The organism is Acidovorax sp. BLS4 (assembly GCF_032929295.1).
GTDB lineage: Bacteria > Pseudomonadota > Gammaproteobacteria > Burkholderiales > Burkholderiaceae_C > Paracidovorax.
The window spans coordinates 3,087,220-3,106,914 of sequence record NZ_CP136797.1 but is presented as its reverse complement, the minus strand read 5'-3'; the positions used below and the strand labels follow the sequence as shown (position 1 = coordinate 3,106,914).

16 protein-coding genes are annotated in these 19,695 nt (G+C 68.0%); 11 read left to right on the top strand and 5 right to left on the bottom strand.

Annotated elements, in window-relative coordinates; genetic code table 11:
- Positions 1–7: 7 nt before the first annotated feature.
- The gene (locus R1Z03_RS14375) at positions 8–1,054 is read right to left on the bottom strand and encodes a putative 2-aminoethylphosphonate ABC transporter substrate-binding protein (protein WP_317352024.1); all 1,047 of its coding nucleotides are present in this window, start codon (positions 1,052–1,054) and stop codon (positions 8–10) included.
- A 157-nt stretch (positions 1,055–1,211) separates the two neighbouring features.
- Between R1Z03_RS14375 and R1Z03_RS14370 the strand changes: the two genes are divergently transcribed.
- The 5 genes from R1Z03_RS14370 (at position 1,212) to R1Z03_RS14350 (ending at position 4,461) form a co-directional block, all read left to right on the top strand.
- Entirely contained in the window at positions 1,212–1,958 is a 747-nt protein-coding gene (locus tag R1Z03_RS14370; RefSeq protein WP_317352022.1) for a phosphonate utilization associated transcriptional regulator, read from the top strand.
- Between the two features lie 2 nt (positions 1,959–1,960).
- The gene (locus tag R1Z03_RS14365; RefSeq protein ID WP_317352019.1) at positions 1,961–2,527 is read left to right on the top strand and encodes a phosphonate degradation HD-domain oxygenase; all 567 of its coding nucleotides are present in this window, start codon (positions 1,961–1,963) and stop codon (positions 2,525–2,527) included.
- Between the two features lie 132 nt (positions 2,528–2,659).
- Complete coding sequence (locus R1Z03_RS14360; RefSeq protein ID WP_272564330.1) at positions 2,660–3,265, top strand: DUF4337 domain-containing protein; 606 nt, start codon at positions 2,660–2,662, stop codon at positions 3,263–3,265.
- 43 nt (positions 3,266–3,308) lie between these two features.
- Positions 3,309–3,797 (top strand): dihydrofolate reductase, encoded by a 489-nt coding sequence (locus tag R1Z03_RS14355; protein WP_284428927.1) that lies wholly within the window; start codon positions 3,309–3,311, stop codon positions 3,795–3,797.
- Positions 3,798–3,993: 196 nt separating this feature from the next.
- Positions 3,994–4,461, top strand: a complete 468-nt coding sequence (locus R1Z03_RS14350; RefSeq protein WP_272564333.1) for an Lrp/AsnC family transcriptional regulator — start codon at positions 3,994–3,996, stop codon at positions 4,459–4,461.
- A gap of 151 nt (positions 4,462–4,612) precedes the next feature.
- Here the strand turns inward: R1Z03_RS14350 and R1Z03_RS14345 are convergent, their stop codons facing one another.
- A complete protein-coding gene (locus R1Z03_RS14345) occupies positions 4,613–6,862 on the bottom strand; it encodes an aminotransferase class V-fold PLP-dependent enzyme (RefSeq protein WP_317352016.1) in 2,250 nt (749 codons plus the stop codon).
- A gap of 439 nt (positions 6,863–7,301) precedes the next feature.
- Between R1Z03_RS14345 and mutS the strand changes: the two genes are divergently transcribed.
- Positions 7,302–9,884 carry a DNA mismatch repair protein MutS gene (gene mutS, locus R1Z03_RS14340; RefSeq protein ID WP_317360378.1) on the top strand — a complete coding sequence of 861 codons (2,583 nt, stop codon included), beginning with the start codon at positions 7,302–7,304 and terminating at the stop codon, positions 9,882–9,884.
- A 61-nt stretch (positions 9,885–9,945) separates the two neighbouring features.
- On the opposite strand, the gene R1Z03_RS14335 is transcribed toward mutS, so the two are convergent.
- Positions 9,946–10,815 (bottom strand): cysteine dioxygenase family protein, encoded by an 870-nt coding sequence (locus R1Z03_RS14335; protein WP_317352013.1) that lies wholly within the window; start codon positions 10,813–10,815, stop codon positions 9,946–9,948.
- 283 nt (positions 10,816–11,098) lie between these two features.
- Here R1Z03_RS14335 and R1Z03_RS14330 point away from each other — a divergent pair, with 283 nt between their 5' ends.
- The 4 genes from R1Z03_RS14330 (at position 11,099) to R1Z03_RS14315 (ending at position 16,618) form a co-directional block, all read left to right on the top strand.
- A complete protein-coding gene (locus R1Z03_RS14330; protein WP_284394794.1) occupies positions 11,099–11,926 on the top strand; it encodes a proteasome-type protease in 828 nt (275 codons plus the stop codon).
- Positions 11,927–11,969: 43 nt separating this feature from the next.
- Positions 11,970–12,785, top strand: coding sequence for an alpha/beta hydrolase (locus tag R1Z03_RS14325; protein WP_317352009.1), 816 nt, complete (start codon positions 11,970–11,972; stop codon positions 12,783–12,785).
- Positions 12,786–13,248: 463 nt separating this feature from the next.
- Positions 13,249–15,048, top strand: a complete 1,800-nt coding sequence (locus R1Z03_RS14320) for a diguanylate cyclase (RefSeq protein WP_317352006.1) — start codon at positions 13,249–13,251, stop codon at positions 15,046–15,048.
- Between the two features lie 85 nt (positions 15,049–15,133).
- Entirely contained in the window at positions 15,134–16,618 is a 1,485-nt protein-coding gene (locus R1Z03_RS14315; protein WP_317352003.1) for an FAD-binding oxidoreductase, read from the top strand.
- A 72-nt stretch (positions 16,619–16,690) separates the two neighbouring features.
- Here the strand turns inward: R1Z03_RS14315 and R1Z03_RS14310 are convergent, their stop codons facing one another.
- Positions 16,691–18,031: a diguanylate cyclase domain-containing protein gene (locus tag R1Z03_RS14310; protein WP_317352000.1), complete on the bottom strand. Its 1,341-nt coding sequence runs from the start codon at positions 18,029–18,031 to the stop codon at positions 16,691–16,693.
- Positions 18,032–18,217: 186 nt separating this feature from the next.
- Entirely contained in the window at positions 18,218–19,042 is an 825-nt protein-coding gene (locus R1Z03_RS14305; RefSeq protein WP_272564344.1) for an undecaprenyl-diphosphate phosphatase, read from the bottom strand.
- A gap of 204 nt (positions 19,043–19,246) precedes the next feature.
- Between R1Z03_RS14305 and R1Z03_RS14300 the strand changes: the two genes are divergently transcribed.
- Positions 19,247–19,678, top strand: a complete 432-nt coding sequence (locus R1Z03_RS14300; RefSeq protein WP_284428934.1) for a VOC family protein — start codon at positions 19,247–19,249, stop codon at positions 19,676–19,678.
- Positions 19,679–19,695 lie beyond the last annotated feature (17 nt).

Here is a 19,695-nt window from a genome sequence, read left to right as displayed (position 1 = left end):
CGGTTTTCTACTTCTTCGCTTCGCTCTTGCTGTCGTAGCGCCGGGACCATTCGGCCAGCGTGGCCTCGCGGCTGGCGGCGGCCTGGTCGAAGTCGAGCCGGATCAGGCGCGCTTCATAGTCGTCCGGAATGCCGGCCAGCTTGGGCGCGATGCCCGGCTGGGCGGTGATGGCGAAGTTCTTGCCGTAGAGCTTCATGGCATCTTTCGACGACGCCCAGTCGGCCAGCTTCTTGGCCGCGTCCAGCTTCTTGGTGCCCTTGTAGATGGCGAAGCCTTCCAGGTCCCAGCCCAGGCCTTCCTTGGGGAACACCAGCTCGATCGGAGCGCCCTTGGCCTTGTTGGTGTGGCCGCGGTACTCGAAGGAGATGCCCGCGACGTACTCGCCGGAAGCCGCCATGTTGCAGGGCTTGGAGCCGGAGTGCGTGTACTGGCCGATGTTCTCGTGCAGCGCGTCCATGTACTTCCAGCCGCCGCCCTTGCCACCCTCGTCGCCCCACATCTGCAGCCAGGACACCACGTCCAGGTAGCCGGTGCCGGAGGACGCCGGATTGGGCATCACCACCTGGCCCTTGAACTCGGGCCGGGTCAGATCCTTCCAGGTCGTGGGCAGGGGAATGTTGCGCTTCTTGGCCTCCACGGTGTTGAAGCACACGGTGGCGCCGAACACGTCCATGCCGAACCAAGCGGGCGGGTTCTTCTTGTCGCGGTAGGCCGGCATGATCGCGTCGATGTTCAGCGGCGCGTAGGGCTCCAGCATGCCGTTGCGGTCGAACAGCGCCAGGCTGGTGGCCGCCACGCCCATGACGACGTCCGCCTGCGGGTTGGCTTTCTCGGCCAGCAGCTTGGCGGTGATGACGCCCGTGGAGTCGCGCACCCACTTGATCTCGATGTCCGGGTTCACCGCATTGAACGCTTCCTGGTAGGCCTTGAGCTGGTCGGTCTCCAGGGCGGTATAGACGATCAGCTGCTGCTTTTGCGCGAAGGCCGAGCCAGCCGCAGCGGCCAGGACCAGTCCGAGAATTGCCGCGGAAAGCGGCCGTGGGATGCGTTGCATGGAAATGCTCCAGGGGTTGAACGGGTGGAACTTTGGTGCCCGCCCGTGTCATCCTCATGACATTCTTGCCAAGCAAAATGAGGGCCATGTCGGGCCGATTGTTTTTTGTAGATCGTAGACAATCTGCAAAATCGTCTTTTTTGGGAGAACTTGATCCATGGCCGTCCAGAGCCCCACGAACGCCGCCATCGCACAGCTTCAGGGCAACTCGCTCGCCGGCCTCGTGCAAAACGAGATCGAGCGCATGATCCTGGCTTCCGAGTTCCAGCCCGGGGAGAAGCTGACCGAATCCACCCTAGCCACCCGCCTGGGCGTGTCGCGTGGCCCGGTGCGCGATGCGTTCCGCATGCTCGACGAGGCCGGCCTGGTGCGCACCGAGAAAAACCGCGGCGTCTTCGTGCGCGACATCGCGCTGGACGAGGCCCTGGAGATTTTCGAGCTGCGCGCGGTGATGGAGATGTACATCGGCCGCAAGCTCGCCGAAACCTGCACCGCCGCCCAGACGAAAGCGCTGCGCCAATGGGTCGATGCCATGGACGCGGCCACCAAGGCCGGCAACGCGCAGGACTTCCACCGCTTCAACCTGGAGTTCCACGACGCCCTGCTGCAGCTGGCCGGAAACGCCAAGTTCACCGCCCATTACCGGCGCCTCATCAAGGAGTTGTCGCTGATCCGGCGCCGCAACCTCACCGTCGAATCCATGGCGGTGTACACCCGCGAGCACCGGCAGATCGTCAAGGCGATCGCGGCGCGCAATGCCGAGGCCGCGGGCCAGGCGATGTTCGACCACGTGATGAACAGCCGCGAACGCACCCTGCAGAACTACCACCCCGCGCCAGAAGCCCCCCTCGCCGCGCCGGCCCCGGCGCGCCGGCGGGCCACTCGCACCACCGCCGAGGCCTGACCATGCCGCTGGCCTTCGACGACATCGCCCTGCTGTTCGAGCGCCATGGCGGCACGCAGTACAGCGGCGAGCCGGTCACGCAGACCGCGCACGCGCTGCAGACCGCCTGGCTGGCGCAACAGGCGGGCGCGGACGACGAACTCATCACCGCGGCGCTGCTGCACGACCTGGGCCACCTGCTGCAGGACCATGGCGACACCCCCACGGCGCACGGCATCGACGACCTGCATCAGTTCAGCGCCCTGCCCTTTCTGCGCGGTCTGTTCGGGGACCGTGTGCTCGAGGCCATCCGCTGGCACGTGGACGCCAAGCGCTATCTGTGCGCCACCCGGCCGCATTACCGGTCGGCGCTGTCGGCCGACTCGCAGCGCAGCCTGGTGCTGCAGGGCGGCGTTTTCGGTGCGCAGGAGGCCCGGGCCTTCATCGGTCGTCCGCACGCTGAGGAGGCCGTGCGCCTGCGGCTGTGGGACGACCAGGCCAAGGTCGAGGGCCTGGTCACGCCGGGGCTGGCGCACTTCCTGGGCATTGCGGCGCGGTGCCGCCTGCCACGGCCTGCGGGATCGGCTTGAGCGTTGCGGCGCCGGCAGGTCACCGACACGCTCTAAGATGGCGCCCCGTTGCGAACCCTTCAGTGGGACGGCGCCTTCGGGTTCCGCCCCGTTTTTCCCGTCCCAACCGACGCTTTCCACCATCCACTCACTATGTCTTCCGGCGGATTTCACGTACACGGCCCCCACGACCATGCGGTCGAGCATGCCAGCCAGGGCCACGGCCCCCACGAGGCCCACGCGCACGAGGGCGGCGGATCGTCCACCAGCAAGATCGCCATGTTCACCGCGATCGTGGCGACGGTGGGCGCCATCTTTTCGTATATGGGCGGGGCCACGCAGGCCAATGCCGGGCTGCTGAAGAACGACGCAGCCATCCGCAAGACGGAGGCCTCCAACCAGTGGAATTACTTCCAGTCCAAGAGCACCAAGCAATCGCTGACCGAAATGGCCCGCGACCTGGCGCCCGAGGACCGCAAGGGCAGCTACCAGACCAAGCTGGACCGCTACGAGGCCGAGAAGAACGAGATCAAGACGCAGGCCGAGAAGCTGGAGCGCGAGTCGCTCGACTTCGACCACCAGAGCGAGGCCCAGATGCACCAGCACCACCGCTGGGCCCAGGCCACCACCGCGCTGCAGGTGGCCATTGCCCTGGCGGCCATCGCGCTGCTCACGCGCAAGAAGTGGCTGGAATACGGCATGTACGGCGTGGCCGCCATCGGCCTGGGCGTCGGCACCATGGCGTTCCTGCATTTCTGAGCGCGGCTTCCCCCTCTTCCCGTCTTTGCGAAAGCCCTCTCCCATGGCCCTGCACCTGATTTATGCGCGCGCCGCCAACGGCGTGATCGGCAAGGACGGCACCATGCCCTGGCACCTGCCGGAAGACCTGGCGCACTTTCGCCGGCTGACCAACGGCTGCCCCGTGGTGATGGGCCGCAAGACCTGGGATTCGCTGCCGCCGCGCTTTCGGCCGTTGCCGGGACGCGCCAACATCGTGGTGACGCGCCAGCCGGATTGGCAGGCCGAAGGCGCCCGCCGCGCCGCGGGCCTGCCCGAGGCCCTTCGGATGGCCGAGGCCGAGGGCCCCACCACCTGGGTGATCGGCGGCGCGCAGCTGTACGCGCAGGCCCTGCCGCTGGCCATGCGCATCGAGGCCACCGAGATCGGGCAGGCGTTCGAAGGCGATGCCTATGCGCCCGAACTGGGCCCCGAATGGGTGGAAACCGCCCGCGAAAGCCATCGGAGTGCGGGCGGCCTGCCTTACACTTTCCTGACGCTTGAGCGGCGCTGAAAAACCCCGCCCCTCTGAAAGGGCCGAGTACGGCCGGGTTCGAGGGGTGCGTCCGGGCCTTCAGGCACGCGGTGACCATTCAGTCGATGCAAAATCCGCGTGGCGGAATCGAAGGCGCCTGACCCAGGCCCCGACGCCACCGCTCGCCGGCCAAGGCGACCCCCTTCCTTCCTACGAATTTCCAGCCGAGCCCAACGTGAAACTAGACGCCATTGACCAAAAGATCCTGGATCTGTTGCAGGAAGACGCGGACCAGCAAGGGGCCGAGATCGCCGCCAAGGTGGGGCTCTCGACCACGCCGTGCTGGCGCCGGGTGCAGCGACTCAAGGAGAGCGGCGTCATCAAGAAGAGCGTGGCGCTGGTCGACGCGCAGAAGGTCAACGTCGGCGTGACGGTGTTCGTGTCGGTGCGCACCAGCACCCACACGCAGGAGTGGTTCGACAAGTTCAAGGCCACCATCCAGGTCATGCCGGAGGTCGTCGAGTTCTACCGCATGAGCGGCGAGATCGACTACCTGCTGCGCGTGGTGGTGCCCGACATCGCGGCCTACGACCGGGTCTACAAGAAGCTGATCGCCAGCAACCACCTGTGCGACATCAGCTCCAGCTTCGCGATGGAAGAGATCAAGTTCACCACGGCGCTGCCGCTCAATTACGCGCGGTAGGCATCTGCGGCCCTGGGGCGGCAGGCACACCCGCCCGCCATCTGGCCGCACCAGGCATTTGCTATATTTTTAATAGCAACATGCCCTAGTACTGATTGTGCTGGAGGCATTTTTGGCCGCATGCCTGCGCACCGGCCAGGCGCACCGCCCGTCAACTGCGCCACAGCGCCATGCCGCCCGCCAGGCTCCAGGCCCGGGCGTGGCCCAGCCGGCGCAGCGCCTTGGCCGCCTGCGCGCTGCGGTTGCCGCTGCGGCAAAAGAACAGGACGGGCGTGTCGGGCGACAGGGCCAGCCATTCGGGCAGCGCGTTCACCAGGGCCGACAGCGGCACGGCCTGGCGCTGCACGGGTGCCCCCAGGTCGGGCGCCCGGCCCAGGCGCTGCTCGTAGGGCTCGCGCACGTCCACCAGCAGCAGGGCGGGCTGCGGGGCCTGCAGCATCGCCTGCAGCGCGGCGGGCGCCATGTCGCTGCCCGCGGCGGATGCGCACGGCGAGTCCACACGCACGCCGCACAGCATGGGCTGGCCGCTGGCCTCCTGCGGTGCCATGCCCTGCTCCAGCCGCGCCTTGGCCTGCGCGAAACCCGGGGCGTCCAGGCGCCCGTCGAGCACCTGTGCCAGCAGCGGCTGGGCGGCGCATTCCGTGGCGAGCGTGGTGGCGAAGCGGTGGTCTTCATCGTGCGCGGGCAGCAGCAGCGTCCGGGTGCCCAGGTGTTGCGCCATGCGATGCAGCGACGGCCCGAAGGCGAGCGGCGCGCTCTGCGCGAAATCGCTGCGCCCCAGCGCGCCCGGCATGACGGTGTCGCCCACGAACGCCAGGCGCAGGCCCTGCGCGCCGTGCAGCAGATAGGCCGTGGCATCTTCGGTGTGGCCCGGCGTGGCCAGGCGGGTGAGGTGCAGCGTACCCAGGTCGATCCGCTCGGCGGGCTGCGGCCAGCCCAGGGCATCCACGGCTGCGTCCGCGGCCGGATGGCCGGCCAGGGCGGCACGCAGCGCGGCGGCGGATGACACGTGGTCGCCGTGGCTGTGGGTGTCCAGCACCGCCGCCAGCGTGTAGCCCTGGCAGCGCACCAGCTGGGCCAGCCGCTCGGTCAGCTCGGGCAGCGGATCGATCACGGCGCAGCGGCGGCTGGCGGCATCGGCCACCAGGTAGCAGCATGCGCCATCGACCACGAAACGGGTCACGCCTTCGACGGGCAGCGCGGCCGGCTGGGCCGGGCCCAGGCAACTGGCACGCAGCGATTCGCCGCACGCGCGGATGCGGGCGCAGGCCTCGCCGATGAAGGCAGCATCCGCGGCCGGGCCGAACGACAGCCGCACGGCCGAGTCCGCCTGCCAGGCCGGCAACTGCATGGCCTGCAGCACGTGGCTGGGCTGGGCCTTGGCCGCGCTGCAGGCCGAGCCGCCGCTGACGCGCACGCCCGCGGCGTCGAACAGGTCGAGCAACAGCCGCGAGCCCACGCCCGGCACCGAGAAGTTGAGCGTGGTGGGCAGGCAGAGCCCGGGCGGCGCGTTGAAGACGAGGCCGGGGAAGGCCGCCTCCAGCGCCGCGCCCAGCTGCGCGCGGTAGTCCGCCAGCACCGATGGCGGCTGGAACGTGGTGCCGCCCTGCAGCGCCGCCAGCACCGCGCCCAGGGCAGCGATGCCCGCCATGTTTTCGGTGCCCGAGCGCAGGGCGCCCTCCTGCCCACCGCCGGCCATCATGGGCGTGAACGGCGCGCCCTCACGCACGTACAGCAGGCCGATGCCCTTGGGCGCATAGAGCTTGTGGCCGGAGAACGTGGCGTAGTCGATGGGGTGGTCGGCCAACTGCAGCGCCATCTTGCCCAGGGCCTGCACGCTGTCCACCAGCCACAGCGCGCCGCTGCCCGCCATCGCCTGCGCGATGCCCGCCAGATCGCTGACCACGCCGGTCTCGTTGTTGGCGGCCATGGTGCACACCAGCGCGGCGCGCGGCGCATGGGCGCGCAGCCAGTCGAGGTCGTGCCGGCCATCGTGCGCCACGGGAATGGGCAACACCTGCAGGCCGAGCTGCAGCAGCGTGTTCCAGTGCCGGAGCGCCTCGGGCACCGCCTTGTGCTCGGTCGCGCCGTACAGCAGCAACTGCGGCCCCGCGGCGCCGTCGCCGCCTGCGGCGCGCTGCCTGCGCATATGGTCCAGGGCCGACAGGACGGCGGTCTGGATGCCCTCGGTCGCGCCGCTCACGAACATCAGCTGGCCCGAAGGCGCACCGACCACCCGGCGGGCCCGGGCCCGCACCGCATCCATCAGCGCGCGGGCCTTGAGGCCGGTGCTGTGCGTGCTGCTGGGGTTGCCGTAGTCGTCCGCCATCGCGGCCAGGGCGGCATCGCGGGCGGCGGGCAGGACGGGCGTGGTGGCGTTGGCGTCGAGGTAGATTTCCATGGCGCTGCTTGATTTCCGTTGATCCGGGTAACAGCAACCATGTTAGTGAGCCATATTGAGAATATTTTTCTTATTTTCTGGCTTTATTTGAAATCAGCATCCATCCACCCATGCTTTGGCAAGGCCCGGGGCACGGCGGCGGCTGCCGGCCAAGGCACTGCCGATGCGGTGGGTAGGCCCGCTTGCGCCAGGGCGCTCGTCCACAATAGCGGGTTCGCCGCGGCCGGCCGCTGACCGAGCGGGTGCCGCGATGCCACCCCGCAGGGGATTGCCAGCAGCGAGCGGCCGTCGCGCGCTCCGCGATCCCGGTGAAGTCGAGAGAACCCAGAACATGCAGCAGCCGGCAGAAAACGCCCCCATCACCGCATCGCCATCCGCCCCTGGCACGCCCGCGCCCGCCGCGCCGCATCTGGGCAGCGACTTCTCGCACCACACGCCGATGATGCAGCAGTACCTCGCCCTGAAAGCCGCGTACCCCGACACGCTGGTCTTCTACCGCATGGGCGATTTCTACGAGGTGTTCTTCGCCGATGCCGAGAAGGCCGCGCGGCTGCTGGACATCACGCTCACGCAGCGCGGTCAGTCCGGCGGGCAGCCGGTGGTGATGGCCGGCGTGCCCTTCCACGCGCTGGAGAACTACCTGGGCCGGCTCATCAAGATGGGCGAGTCGGTGGCCATCTGCGAGCAGGTGGGCGAAGTGGGCGCGAGCAAGGGGCCGGTGGAGCGCAAGGTGGTGCGCGTGGTCACGCCGGGCACGCTCACCGACAGCGAACTGCTGTCCGACAAGGCCGAATCGCTGCTGCTGTCGGTGCACCAGGGCCCCCGCGCGCGTTGCGGCCTGGCGTGGCTCAGCGTGACGCAGGGGCTGGTGCACCTGGCCGAATGCACGCACGACGAGGTGGGCGCCTGGATCGCGCGCATAGGCCCGAGCGAGGTGATCTACAGCGCAGGCGTGACCGAGCGCTTCGAGCAGCAGTTGAAGGCGCTGCGCCAGAACGGCACCTTCGCCTGCCCCTTGAGCCTGCGGCCGGACTGGCAGTTCGACGCCGCCTTGGGCGAGCGCAAGCTGCTGGAGCAACTGGGCGCGGCCAGCCTTGCCGCCTGGAGCGCGCAGGACCTGGCCCAGGCCCACGCCGCCGCCGCCGCGCTGCTGGCCTATGCCGAGCACACGCAGGGCCGATCGCTCACCCACGTGCACGGCGTGCGCGTGCAGCAGAGCGACGAGCTGATCGCCCTGCCCCTGGCCACGCGCCGCAACCTGGAACTGACGCGCACGCTGCGGGGCGAAGACGCGCCCACCCTCTTTTCGCTGCTGGACACCTGCATGACCGGCATGGGCAGCCGCCTGCTCAAGACCTGGCTGCTGGAGCCGCGGCGCGACCGCACCGAGGCCCGCCAGCGCCTGTCGGCCACGGAGGCGCTGCGCGGCACGGCCTCGGGCACCGGCGCATGGCAGGCGCTGCGCGGTGAGCTGCGCGGCGTGAGCGACGTGGAACGCATCACGGCCCGCATCGCACTGCGGCAGGTGCGCCCGCGCGAGTTGCTGGGCCTGTGCAAGACGCTACAAAAAGCAGAGCATCTTGCCGGGGTATTCCATGCTTCGGAGCCGTTTTTGGCCCAGATCTTCGACCACCTGCGTCCGCCGGTCGATTGCGGCGAACTGCTGCGCGCGGCCATCCATGAAGAGCCGGCGGCGCTGGTGCGCGACGGCGGCGTGATCGCCCCGGGCTTCGACGCCGAGCTGGACGAGCTGCGCGGCATCCAGACGCACTGCGACACCTTCCTGCTCGACCTGGAGACGCGCGAGCGGGCGCGCACCGGCATCGCCAACCTGCGCGTGCAGTTCAACAAGGTGCATGGCTTCTACATCGAGGTGACCAGCAGCCACCTGGACCGCGTGCCCGACGACTACCGCCGCCGCCAGACGCTCAAGAACGCCGAGCGCTTCATCACGCCGGAACTCAAGACCTTCGAGGACAAGGCGCTGTCGGCGCAGGAGCGCGGCCTGGCGCGCGAGAAATGGCTGTACGAGCAGCTGCTGGACCGGCTGCAGCCGCATGTGCCCGCCCTCACCCGGCTGGCGCATGCGCTGGCCACGCTGGACGTGCTGTGCGCGCTGGCCGAGCGCTCGCTCACGCTCCACTGGTGCGCACCGCAGTTCGCGCCCGAGCCCTGCATCGAGATCGAGGGCGGGCGCCACCCGGTGGTGGAGGCGCGGCTGGCCGAGACCTCGTCCGGCAGCTTCATCGCCAACCACACGCGGCTGAACGCCAACACGCGCATGCAGGTGATCACCGGGCCGAACATGGGCGGTAAATCGACCTACATGCGGCAGGTGGCGCTGATCGTGCTGCTGGCCAGCATGGGCAGCCACGTGCCGGCCACGTCGTGCCGCCTGGGGCCCATCGATGCCATCCACACGCGCATCGGCGCGGCCGACGACCTGGCCAACGCGCAATCGACCTTCATGCTGGAGATGACCGAGGCCGCGCAGATCCTGCATTCGGCCACGCCGCACAGCCTGGTGCTGATGGACGAGATCGGGCGCGGCACGAGCACCTTCGACGGCCTGGCGCTGGCCAGCGGCATCGCCACGCACCTGCACGACCGCACCAAGGCGTTCACGCTGTTCGCCACCCACTACTTCGAACTGACCGAGCTGTCGGCGCGCCACCAGCACGCGGTGAACGTGCACGTGGGCGCGACCGAGTCGGGCTCGAACATCGTCTTTTTGCACGAGATCCAGCCGGGGCCGGCCAGCCGCAGCTACGGCATCCACGTGGCCCGCCTGGCGGGCGTGCCGGGCCCGGTGCTGAACCATGCCCGCCACACGCTGGCCGCGCTGGAAGAGCGGGCCGGCGAGGGCGAAACGCAGGTGGACCTGTTCGCCGAGCCACCCGAGGCCGAGGGGCCGCTGGTGAGCCCGGCGGAAGCGGCGCTGGCCGAGCTACAGCCCGACACCCTGAGCCCGCGCGAGGCGCTGGACGCGCTGTACCAGCTCAAGCGGCTGGTACGGGGCTAGGCCGCGCAGGCCATCGACCTCAGGCGAGGCTGACTTACTCGGCTGGAGAAACCGCGGGCTTCTATTCCTTGCCCGTGCGTTCGAACTTGGTCTTGGCCGCGATCTGCTGGCCTTCGGACAGGCCATCCATGTCGCGGTACAGGTGCACCGACAGAGCGATGGCGCCGGACTTGTTCTTGAGGCTGTGGGGCACGCCCAGCTCGTCAGGCCCGAAGCCGGCCAACGACGCTTCTGTCCGCGCATTTCTTTCGGTCTTTTCGGCCAGCGGCGTGTTGTCTTTCGTTTCGCCGGTCGGTCGGTAGATCCGCTCCGACAACTTGCCCTTCAGGATGAAAGAAGCGCACTCGTTGGGATGGTCGTGGATGGGGGTCTTTTGCCTGGCATCGAACGCGAACAGTTGCAGGCAGAACGACTCTCCCTCCTTCGCGTGGCTGTGCAGCAGATAGCGACCGTAACCCGCCAACTGTGTGGCGTCCTTGGGCTTATAAATATCTGTGGACAACTGGGCTTCCTCCAGCAGGCTCTTGAGGGCGTCCGCCACGCAATCGCGCACGTCCTTGCCCGCCGCGATCTCGGCTTGCACGGAGGCATTTTGCAAAAGCTTCTGAACGCCGGCTTCCAGGCGCTTTTGGTTGGCCGCGTGGGTCTGCCGGGCTTGCAGGGACAGCGTGGTGTACACCTTGTCGAGCTTGGCCTCGCGGGCTGCGATGCCCGAATCCGCGCCCAGCAGCGAGGTGCGTGGGCGCTTGGCCGAAGCACCTTCCGCGCTGGCGTCCGGGGACCGCGCCTGCAGGCCGTCCAGGCGGGCATCGCCGCCCGGCTGGCTCGAACCGGCAGGCCGTTTGTTCGAAGAGGCGGTATCGGCGACTTCGGCGCGTTCGGAACGGGGCGAAACGGCACGGGAAGGGGAAGAGATGGAGCTGGTCGTCATGGTTTGGAAAAAGAGTGGATGAGGAAGAAAAAGCGGGAGAACAACGGCGATCCACCGTGTCGCCACCCACCCGCCATTCTTCGAACCACAAGGCGGAATCCCGCCCGACACGCGAAGCCGATGTCCGGAAATGCGAATGTCTTTTCATATTGCGAAATCATCTGAAACATTGGCGACACGCCGCACTGTTTGTCCCCTGTTTCTGCCGCACCGTCTTGGGGCAAGTCCGCAGCGCAACGGCGACAACGCCTACACTCGACCCTTTGTCCCCCAATTGCCCTCCATGACGTATTGCGTCGCCATCAAGCTCAACGCCGGACTGGTTTTCCTGTCCGATTCCCGCACCAATGCGGGCCTGGACCAGATCAGCTCCTTTCGCAAGATGATGATCTACGAGAAGGCGGGCGACCGATTCATGGTGCTGCTGTCCGCCGGCAACCTGAGCATCTCCCAGTCGGTGCGCGAGATCCTGCAGTCCGAGCAGCTCACCGACCGCGAGGGCGGCGAGCCGATGACGATCTGGAATGCCAAGAGCATGTTCGATGCCGCCCGCGTGCTGGGCGCCGCCGTGCGCCACGTGCATGAACGCGACGGCGCTGCGCTCAAGCGCTCGGGTGTGGACTTCAATGTCTCGCTGGTGTTCGGCGGGCAGATCCAGGGCGAGGGCATGCGGCTCTTTCAGGTGTACTCGGCGGGCAACTTCATCGAAGCCACGTCCGAGACGCCGTACTTCCAGGTGGGCGAATCCAAATACGGCAAGCCCGTGCTCGACCGCGTGCTGACGCCCGACACGCCGCTGGACGAGGCCGCCAAGTGCGCGCTGGTGTCCATGGACAGCACGCTCAAGTCCAACCTGTCGGTGGGGCTGCCGCTGGACCTGGTGGTGTATGAGGTGGGCCAGTTCGCCACCGACAAGATCGTCTGCATCGACGAGCACAACCCCTACTTCCGCATGCTGCACAACAGCTGGGGCGAGAAGCTGCGCGAGGTGTTCGACAGCATCGAAGACCCCGCATGGCACGGTGGCCTGACCGAAGTGCCGATCAAGGTCGAGCCGTCGCGCAGCCGCCCGATCAAGAAGATCACCAACCCGCGCGACAAGCTCGTCTGACGCCCTGGCGGCACGCCGCCACAGCAGCAGCCGCCGAAGCCCCATGCTCCCCATCGTCTTCTCGCACGCCAACAGCTTTCCGGCAGGCACCTACTCGGTGCTGTTTCGCCACCTGAAGGACCGGGGTTTCGATGTCAGCGCGCTGGACCGCTACGGGCATGCGCCCGAGTACCCCGTCACCAACAACTGGCCGCACCTGGTGCAGCAGCTGGCCGATTTCGCGCAGGAGCAGGTGCAACGCGTGGGCGGGCCGGTGTTCTTCGTGGGCCACTCGCTGGGCGGCTTCCTGAGCGTGATGGCCGCCGCACGCAACCCCGAACTGGCGCGCGGCGTGCTGATGATCGACTCGCCCCTCATCAGCGGCTGGCGCGCCAGTGCGCTGGGCATGGCCAAGCAGACGCAGCTGGTGGGTGCCGTGTCGCCCGGCAAGGTCAGCCGGGCCCGGCGCAATGCCTGGGCCAGCCCCGACGAGGCGCTGGAGCATTTCCGCAAGAAGAAGGCCTTCGCGCAGTGGGACGGCGAGGTGCTGCGCGACTACATCCAGCACGGCCTGCGCGAGCACGAGGGCCGGCACATGCTGCATTTCGACCGGGCCGTGGAGACCGCCATCTACAACACCCTGCCGCACAACCTGTCGCAGCTGCTGCGAGCGCACCCGCTGCGCTGCCCTGCGGCGTTCATTGGCGGGCGCTCATCGGCCGAGGTGCGGCAGGTGGGCATGGCGATGACGCTGTCCATCACCCAGGGGCGGGTGATGGTGCTCGACGGAAGCCACCTGTTCCCGATGGAGCAGCCCAAGACCACGGCCGCCGCCATCGAGGCCGCACTGTTGAATCTCATGGCGGTCCGGGCCGCCTGATCCGTCGGCTCCCTGATCGCCCTGTGCCGGCTCCGCACCGTGCGAGAGTGCCGCCCAGACGATCTGCCGAAATCAAGCACGAGGACGCAGAGCGCATCCGCCGTATGAAAGGTCGCGCCCATGGCCGGTGCCGCCCGCCGCCCGCCGCCCGCCGCCCGCCGCCCGCCGCTGCCTGGCACCCGCTTTTCGTGGGCCCCACGCACCGCACCATCAAAAAAATGGAATCTGCGGAGAAAGTTCTTCTACACTGCGGCAGCGTTACAACGTGATACAGCATGCCCCGTACCCACACCGTCCGCCCCCGCTGCGCTGCTTCCCGGCCCCGCATGGCCCTCTGCCCGCCCTGCGGCGGCTTGCGCACATGACACATCGCCCGGCACCCTCCGGCGGGCGCTGCGCCCGCCATTCGCGCACGGTGCGCTGACGCCCAAGCCATCGCGCCTCTCCCATTGCCACCGTTGCCATGCGCCTGTTTTCCCGCCTGCATCCGTGGTCTCCAACCTTCCTGCGGTGCTGGCTGCGCCGCATTCTTCCGGGGTGCGTGGTGGTGGTGATGTCCGCATTGCTCGCCCCCGCCGCCCAGGCCGCGCAACCGCTGGTGCTCCGAGATGGCATGCCGTCCGTGAACCTGTGGCACACCTTCACGGTGCGGGCCGACCGCACCGCGGCGCTGACGGCCGAGGAAGCCCTGGCAAACCCTGCCGCATTCGCCGCACCGGCCCACACGGGCGGATCGCTCGGAGTGCATGCGGGCGCCCTGTGGCTGCGCGCCACGCTGATCAACCAGGCGGGGGCGAACACGGAGTGGGTCGTGAACATCGATTACCCCGCCCTGCACCAGGTGGACCTCTATCTGGCGCAGGGCGGCCGCATCGTGCAGCAGGCCGCCATGGGCAACATGCGCCCGTTCAGCCAGCGTCCCTGGCAATCGCGCACCCCGGCGATGGGCCTCAAGATGACCGCCGGCGTGCCCTACGAACTGCTGGTGCGCGTGCGCACGGGCGGCAGCATGGTCCTGCCCGCCACCGTGGCGCAGGCCCCGCAGTTTCTCTCCGACGCGCTCGCCGAGCAGATGCTGCAGGGCCTGTTCGCCGGGCTGGCCCTTTGCCTGCTGATCTACAGCCTGGGGCAATGGATCGGAGGAGGCGAGCGGCTCTTTCTGCACTACGCGCTGCTCGTCGCGGCAAGCGCGGGCTTTTGCCTGCAGCTCTTCGGGATCGGGGCACAGTACCTCTGGCGCGACCAGCTCTGGATCGAACTGCACATCGCGACCCTGTGCGGCTTCGCGGCACTGGCAACCACCTTCCTGTTCCTCGGGCAGGCCCTGCTGGAGGGCAAGGCGCGTGGCGGTTTCTTTCGTGCCATGCAGGGCGGTGCCGCGGTCAGCGCGGTGCTGGGCGCCGCCTTTCTCGTGGACGGGATCGACACGCGCATGGCCATGGTGCTGCTCACCGCCCTGGGCCCCCTGCCCTGGCTGATGAGCGTGCCGGTGGCCTGGGCCCGCGCGCGGCGGCGCGATCCGCTGGGTGCCACGCTGCTGCTGGCAGCCGCCGCGTTCTTCATCGCGGCGGCTGCCATGGCCGGCCTGTCGCAAGGCCTGCTGCCGGCCAACGGCTGGACGCTGCATGCCCTGCAGATCGGCACGGTGGTGGACATGCTGCTGTTCATGCGCGTGCTGGGGCTGCGCACCGCGGCGCTGGGCCGGGCCGCGCGCGATGCCCGCCGCGAGCGCGACGCCATGCGCTCGCTCGCGCACACCGACCCGCTCACCGGCCTGGCGAACCGGCGCGGGCTCGACCTGGCGCTGGCGGCCGCCATGGCCCGTTGCACGCCCGAGCATCTGGCGGCCGTGTACATGCTCGACCTGGACGGCTTCAAGCCGGTGAACGACAGCCACGGACACGACGTGGGCGACCAACTGCTGGTGGCGGTGACGGCGCGCCTGCACGAACACCTGCGCCACACCGACACCGTCGCCCGCATCGGCGGCGACGAGTTCGTGGTGATGGCCAATGACCTGGCCAGCCCCGAGCAAGCGCATGCGCTCGGCAACCAGTTGCTGGATGCATTTCGCACCCCCATCGTGCTGGGCGATCTCGAACTGTACGTGGGCCTGACCATCGGGTATGCCCTGGCGCCACTGGACTCCACCGAGCCGGCCCTGCTGATCAAGCTGGCCGATGCCGCCATGTACACCGGCAAGCAAAGCGGCAAGTTCTGCGTGCGGCGCAACACCGGGGACCTGGCGCTGTCTTCCGCCTAGTGCCGCCCCGGCCGACCCTCACCGCCCCTCCACCTCGAGCACCCTTTTTCCGTCCATCGTCCAACCACCCAAGGAGCTTCACCCCATGGCCCATCGCAAGAGTCCCGCCCGCATTGCCAAGGACGCCCGCGTCGCCCACCTGAACGCACTGGCCGCCAGCCAGCCCGCAGACGATCCCACCCCCTGGCAGGCGCTGGCCGCGCTGGAAGACGGCCTGCTCGGGCGCATCGTCGTTCCCGGCGATCCGCGATACGAAGAGGACCGAAAGGAGTCCAACCCGGCCTTTCAGTCCTACCCGTGGGTCATCGTGTACTGCGCTTGCGAGACCGACGTGGCGCTGTGCCTGGCCTACGCCCGCACCTTCAACGCCTGGGTGGCCGTGCGCTCGGGCGGCCACAGCACCGCCGGCTATTCGGTCAACAGCGGCATGGTGATCGACCTCAGCCTGCTCTGCGGCGTGGTGCTGGATCGCGCCCAGGCGCTCGTGCATGTGCTGCCCGGCACGCAATTCGAACAGTTCAATGCCGCGATGAACCACACCGGCTGGCACGTTCCCACCGGCGCCTGCGGCAACGTGTGCGTGGGGGGCTTCGTGCAGGGGGGCGGCTACGGCTACACCTCGCGCGCCTTCGGCATCCAGAGCGACCTGGTGGATTCGATGCGCGTGATGCTGGCCGACGGCACCACCGTGACGGCCAGCAAAACGGAGAACCCGGACCTCTTTTGGGCGCTGCGCGGCGGCACGGGGGGCAACTTCGGCGTGGTGCTGCAGGTGACCTACCGCATGGTGCCGCTCGACCAGGTGTGGGCATGGTCCATCAGCTGGGATGCGGCGCACGCCGCGCAGGTGCTGGAACTCTTCCAGACCAGCTACATGAAGATGGGCGCGCCCGACACGCTCGGCTACATGATGAATCTGGGCTACCTGAACGGCAAGCCCGTGTACATGGTGCAGGGCATGTTCTGCGGTTCGCGCGAGGATGGCATGCACGCCATCGCCTCCCTGCTGGCCGTGCCGAGCGCGAAGCTGCTGGTGGACAAGACGGGCACCTACCCGGACATGAACAGCTACCTGGAGAACGAGCCCTACGAGTTGCCCGACCACCTGCCCGCGCACATCTGCGAATCCAAGGCCAGCGCGTACATCGCGCAGCCGGTCACCCAGGCCCAGTGGCAGCAGCTGGTGGACTACTTCAGCACCTCGCCCAACACCTGGTCGCTCGCCTACCTGGAGCCCTATGGCGGCGCCATCAACCGTTACCCCGCGGCCGACAGCGCCTTCATCCACCGACACATGGACTGCGACCTGGTGGTGGACGTGTTCTGGCGCGACGAAGAAGAGCGCGCCCACATGGAGCTGTGGCTGGCAGGCCTGATGGAGCTGGTCAAGCCGTGGCTGTGCGGTGCCGTGTACCAGAACTACCCCGATGCCACGCTGGAGAACTTCGCCGATGCCTACTGGGATGCCCCCACGTACGCCAAGCTGCAGCAGGTCAAGCTGCAGTACGACCCGACGAACTTCTTCCACTACGCGCAGAGCATCGCGCTGCCGCCGCCTCCGAAAGACTGATCCGGAGCGTGCAAGCCGCACATGCCACTCGCCGCGAGGACGGGCGGCATGCCGGCCAGGCCGCCCGTTCGGTCAAGGCCGCTCGGCAGGCGGCTCGGCGTAGCGCACGCAGCCCGAGCCCGCGCGCTTGGCGGCATACATGGCCTGGTCCGCCCGGCCCATGAGCACCTCGATATCGCCCTCGATGGGCGGATACGTCGCCACACCGATGCTGGCGCCCACGCGCACGTCGCGCCCCTCCACCCGCATCGGCTGGCCCAGGGCATCGATGATGCGGTGGCCCAGGCTGTGGGGGGCACCATGGTCCACGTCGGTGTCCAGCATCACCAGGAACTCGTCGCCCCCGAGGCGTGCCACGGTGTCCTGCGCGCGCACCACGTTGCCCAGGCGCTTGGCCACGAGCCGCAGCACCTCGTCGCCCACCTTGTGGCCCTGCTCGTCGTTGATCTTCTTGAAGCCATCCAGGTCGATGAAAAGCAGCGCCACCGTGCCGGCCTGGTGGCGCGCGGCCTCCAGAGACCGCTCGCAGCGGCGGTGGAAAGCCGAGCGGTTGTACAGGCCGGTGAGCGAGTCGTGATTGGCCAGATACTGCTGCTGGCGCGAAATCTCGATCTTGGAAGAAACGTCCTGCACCAGCGACATGATCGAGGTCACCCGCCCTTCGGCGTCGGTGAGCGCGGAGTTGAACCACTCGCAGTGCATCTCGGTGCCGTCGCCGCGCAGAAAGCAGGTTTCCACGCGGTTCTGGGATTCGCGGCCCGATTGCAGGCTGGCCAGGGCCTGGGTGAGGTTCTCGTCCATGGCCGCCGTGCCCGGCAATGCCAGCAGCGACCGCGCCTCGATCTGCACCACGTCTTCCCAGCCCATCAGCTGGATGGCACGGCGCGAGCAGTGCAGCAGCCGCAATTCGTGGTCCATCTCCAGCACGGCCAGAGGGCTGTTGTCCATGTGCGAAGACAGCCGCTGGTTGGCCGCGCGCAAGGCATTCATGGTCACCTGCAGCTCATGCACATCCAGGGCCGTGGTGACGAAGCCGTCGATCTCGCCCTGGGCGTTGCGCCAGGGCGCAAGGCAGATGGTGCGCCACTCCTCGAAGCCTTCGGGGTTGTGCACCAGGCGCTGGTAGTTCAGGCGCTCGCCGCGCAACACCCGCTCCACGAACGGCATGAAGCGCGAATGGTTGTAGTCGCCGTACAGCTCCAGCAGCGTCTTGCCCACCAGCTCCGAGGCGGGCGCGCCGAACCAGCGGGCGTATTCGTCGTTCACGTACACCACGCGCTGCTGCCGGTTCACCGCCGCCACGGTGGCGCCCACGCTGCGTGTGAGCAGCCCCAGCATCTCTTCGGCTGAAAACTCGGCAGCCGCCCTCGACGCGGGCAGCGTGCGAAATCCCGGCAGCTCGTTTGGCGTCATACGGCGGGAACCTTTGACTGTTGTCGTTGGCGGCGTGGGCAACCGGGGCTAAAAGGGGCGCTGCGGCAGCCTGCCGCTGCCATTCCCCGGCATTCCGGCTTGCGCGGGGCAGCTTATCACTTTCTGTTACCAATGCCTCAGCGGATGGGCTGGCGGGCCGCCGCTGGCGCGAGTGGCCGGCGCCCGTCAATCCGCCCAGGTCACCCACCCGGTCCAGGCGGTCACCAGCACCACGATGCCGAAGCCGATGCGGTAGTACGCGAACGGCACAAAGCTGTGCGTGCTGATGTAGCGCAGCAGCCAGCGCACGCAGAGCCAGGCGCTGATGAACGAGAACACCAGCCCGACCGCGAACAATGGCACGTCGCCCACCGTCAGCAGGTGCCGCTCCTTGTACAGGCTGTAGACCCCCGCACCGATCAGCGTCGGGATGGCCAGGAAGAACGAGAAGTCGGTGGCCGCCTTGCGAGACAGCCCCAGCAGCATGCCGCCGATGATCGTGGCGCCGCTGCGGCTCGTGCCAGGCACCATGGCCAGGCACTGCGCCAGCCCCACCTTGAGGGCATCGAGCGGCGTCATGTCGTCCACCTCGTGCACGCGCACCGCGCGGGGCGAACGGCGCTCGGCCCACAGGATGACGAAGCCGCCCAGGATGAACGTACTGGCCACCACCACGGGCGTGAACAGGTGCTCCTTGATGAGCTTGCCAAAGATCAGCGCCAGCACCACGGCGGGCAGGAATCCGATGATCACGTTGAGTGCGAAGCGCCGCGCCTGCCGCTGCGTGGGCAGCGCCACCACGGTGGCCCGGATCTTCTGCCAGTAGACCAGAATCACCGCGAAGATCGCCCCGGTCTGGATGGCGATATCGAAGACCTTGGCCTTGGCATCGTCGAACCCGAGCAATGAACCCGCCAGGATCAGATGCCCGGTGGAAGAGATGGGAAGAAACTCGGTCAGGCCCTCGACCACCCCCATGATGGCGGCCTTGACCAACAATACGACATCCACTGGCGCTCCTTGAAATGACAGGCGGGATTATCGGCGCGCGGCAAGAGCGGCGGAAGATCCCGGAGCGCCATGGCACGGCGGCCTTCTCGCCTCGGCTCAAGCATCAATTCCATTGGTGCTCAGCAAGAAGATATATCGTTTTCGGTTATGCCTTTTGTTTTCTAAAGTCTGGGTCATGTCGAACTTCCACACCACGGCGACGCCATGACAGACACCCCTGCACGCATTCCTTTCCATCTTGCTTTTCCCGTCCGCGACATCGCGGAAGCCCGCGCTTTCTACGGGCAGCTCCTGGGCTGTCCTGAAGGGCGAAGCGCTCCGGAGTGGGTCGATTTCGATTTCTACGGCCATCAGATCGTCGCCCACCTGGCACCCGAGGAATGCGGCCACAGGGCGAGCAGTGCCGTCGACGGGCACGACGTCCCCGTTCGGCATTTCGGCGCCATCCTGCCCATGGACACATGGCAGGCGCTGGCAGACAAGCTGGCCGCGGTGCATACGAAATTCGTCATCGAACCGTACATCCGGTTCAAAGGCGAACCTGGCGAGCAGGCAACCATGTTCTTCCTGGACCCCTCGGGCAATGCCATCGAGATGAAGGCTTTCGCAGACCTGGGTTCGCTCTTCGCCAAGTGAGAACGCGCGATGCACCT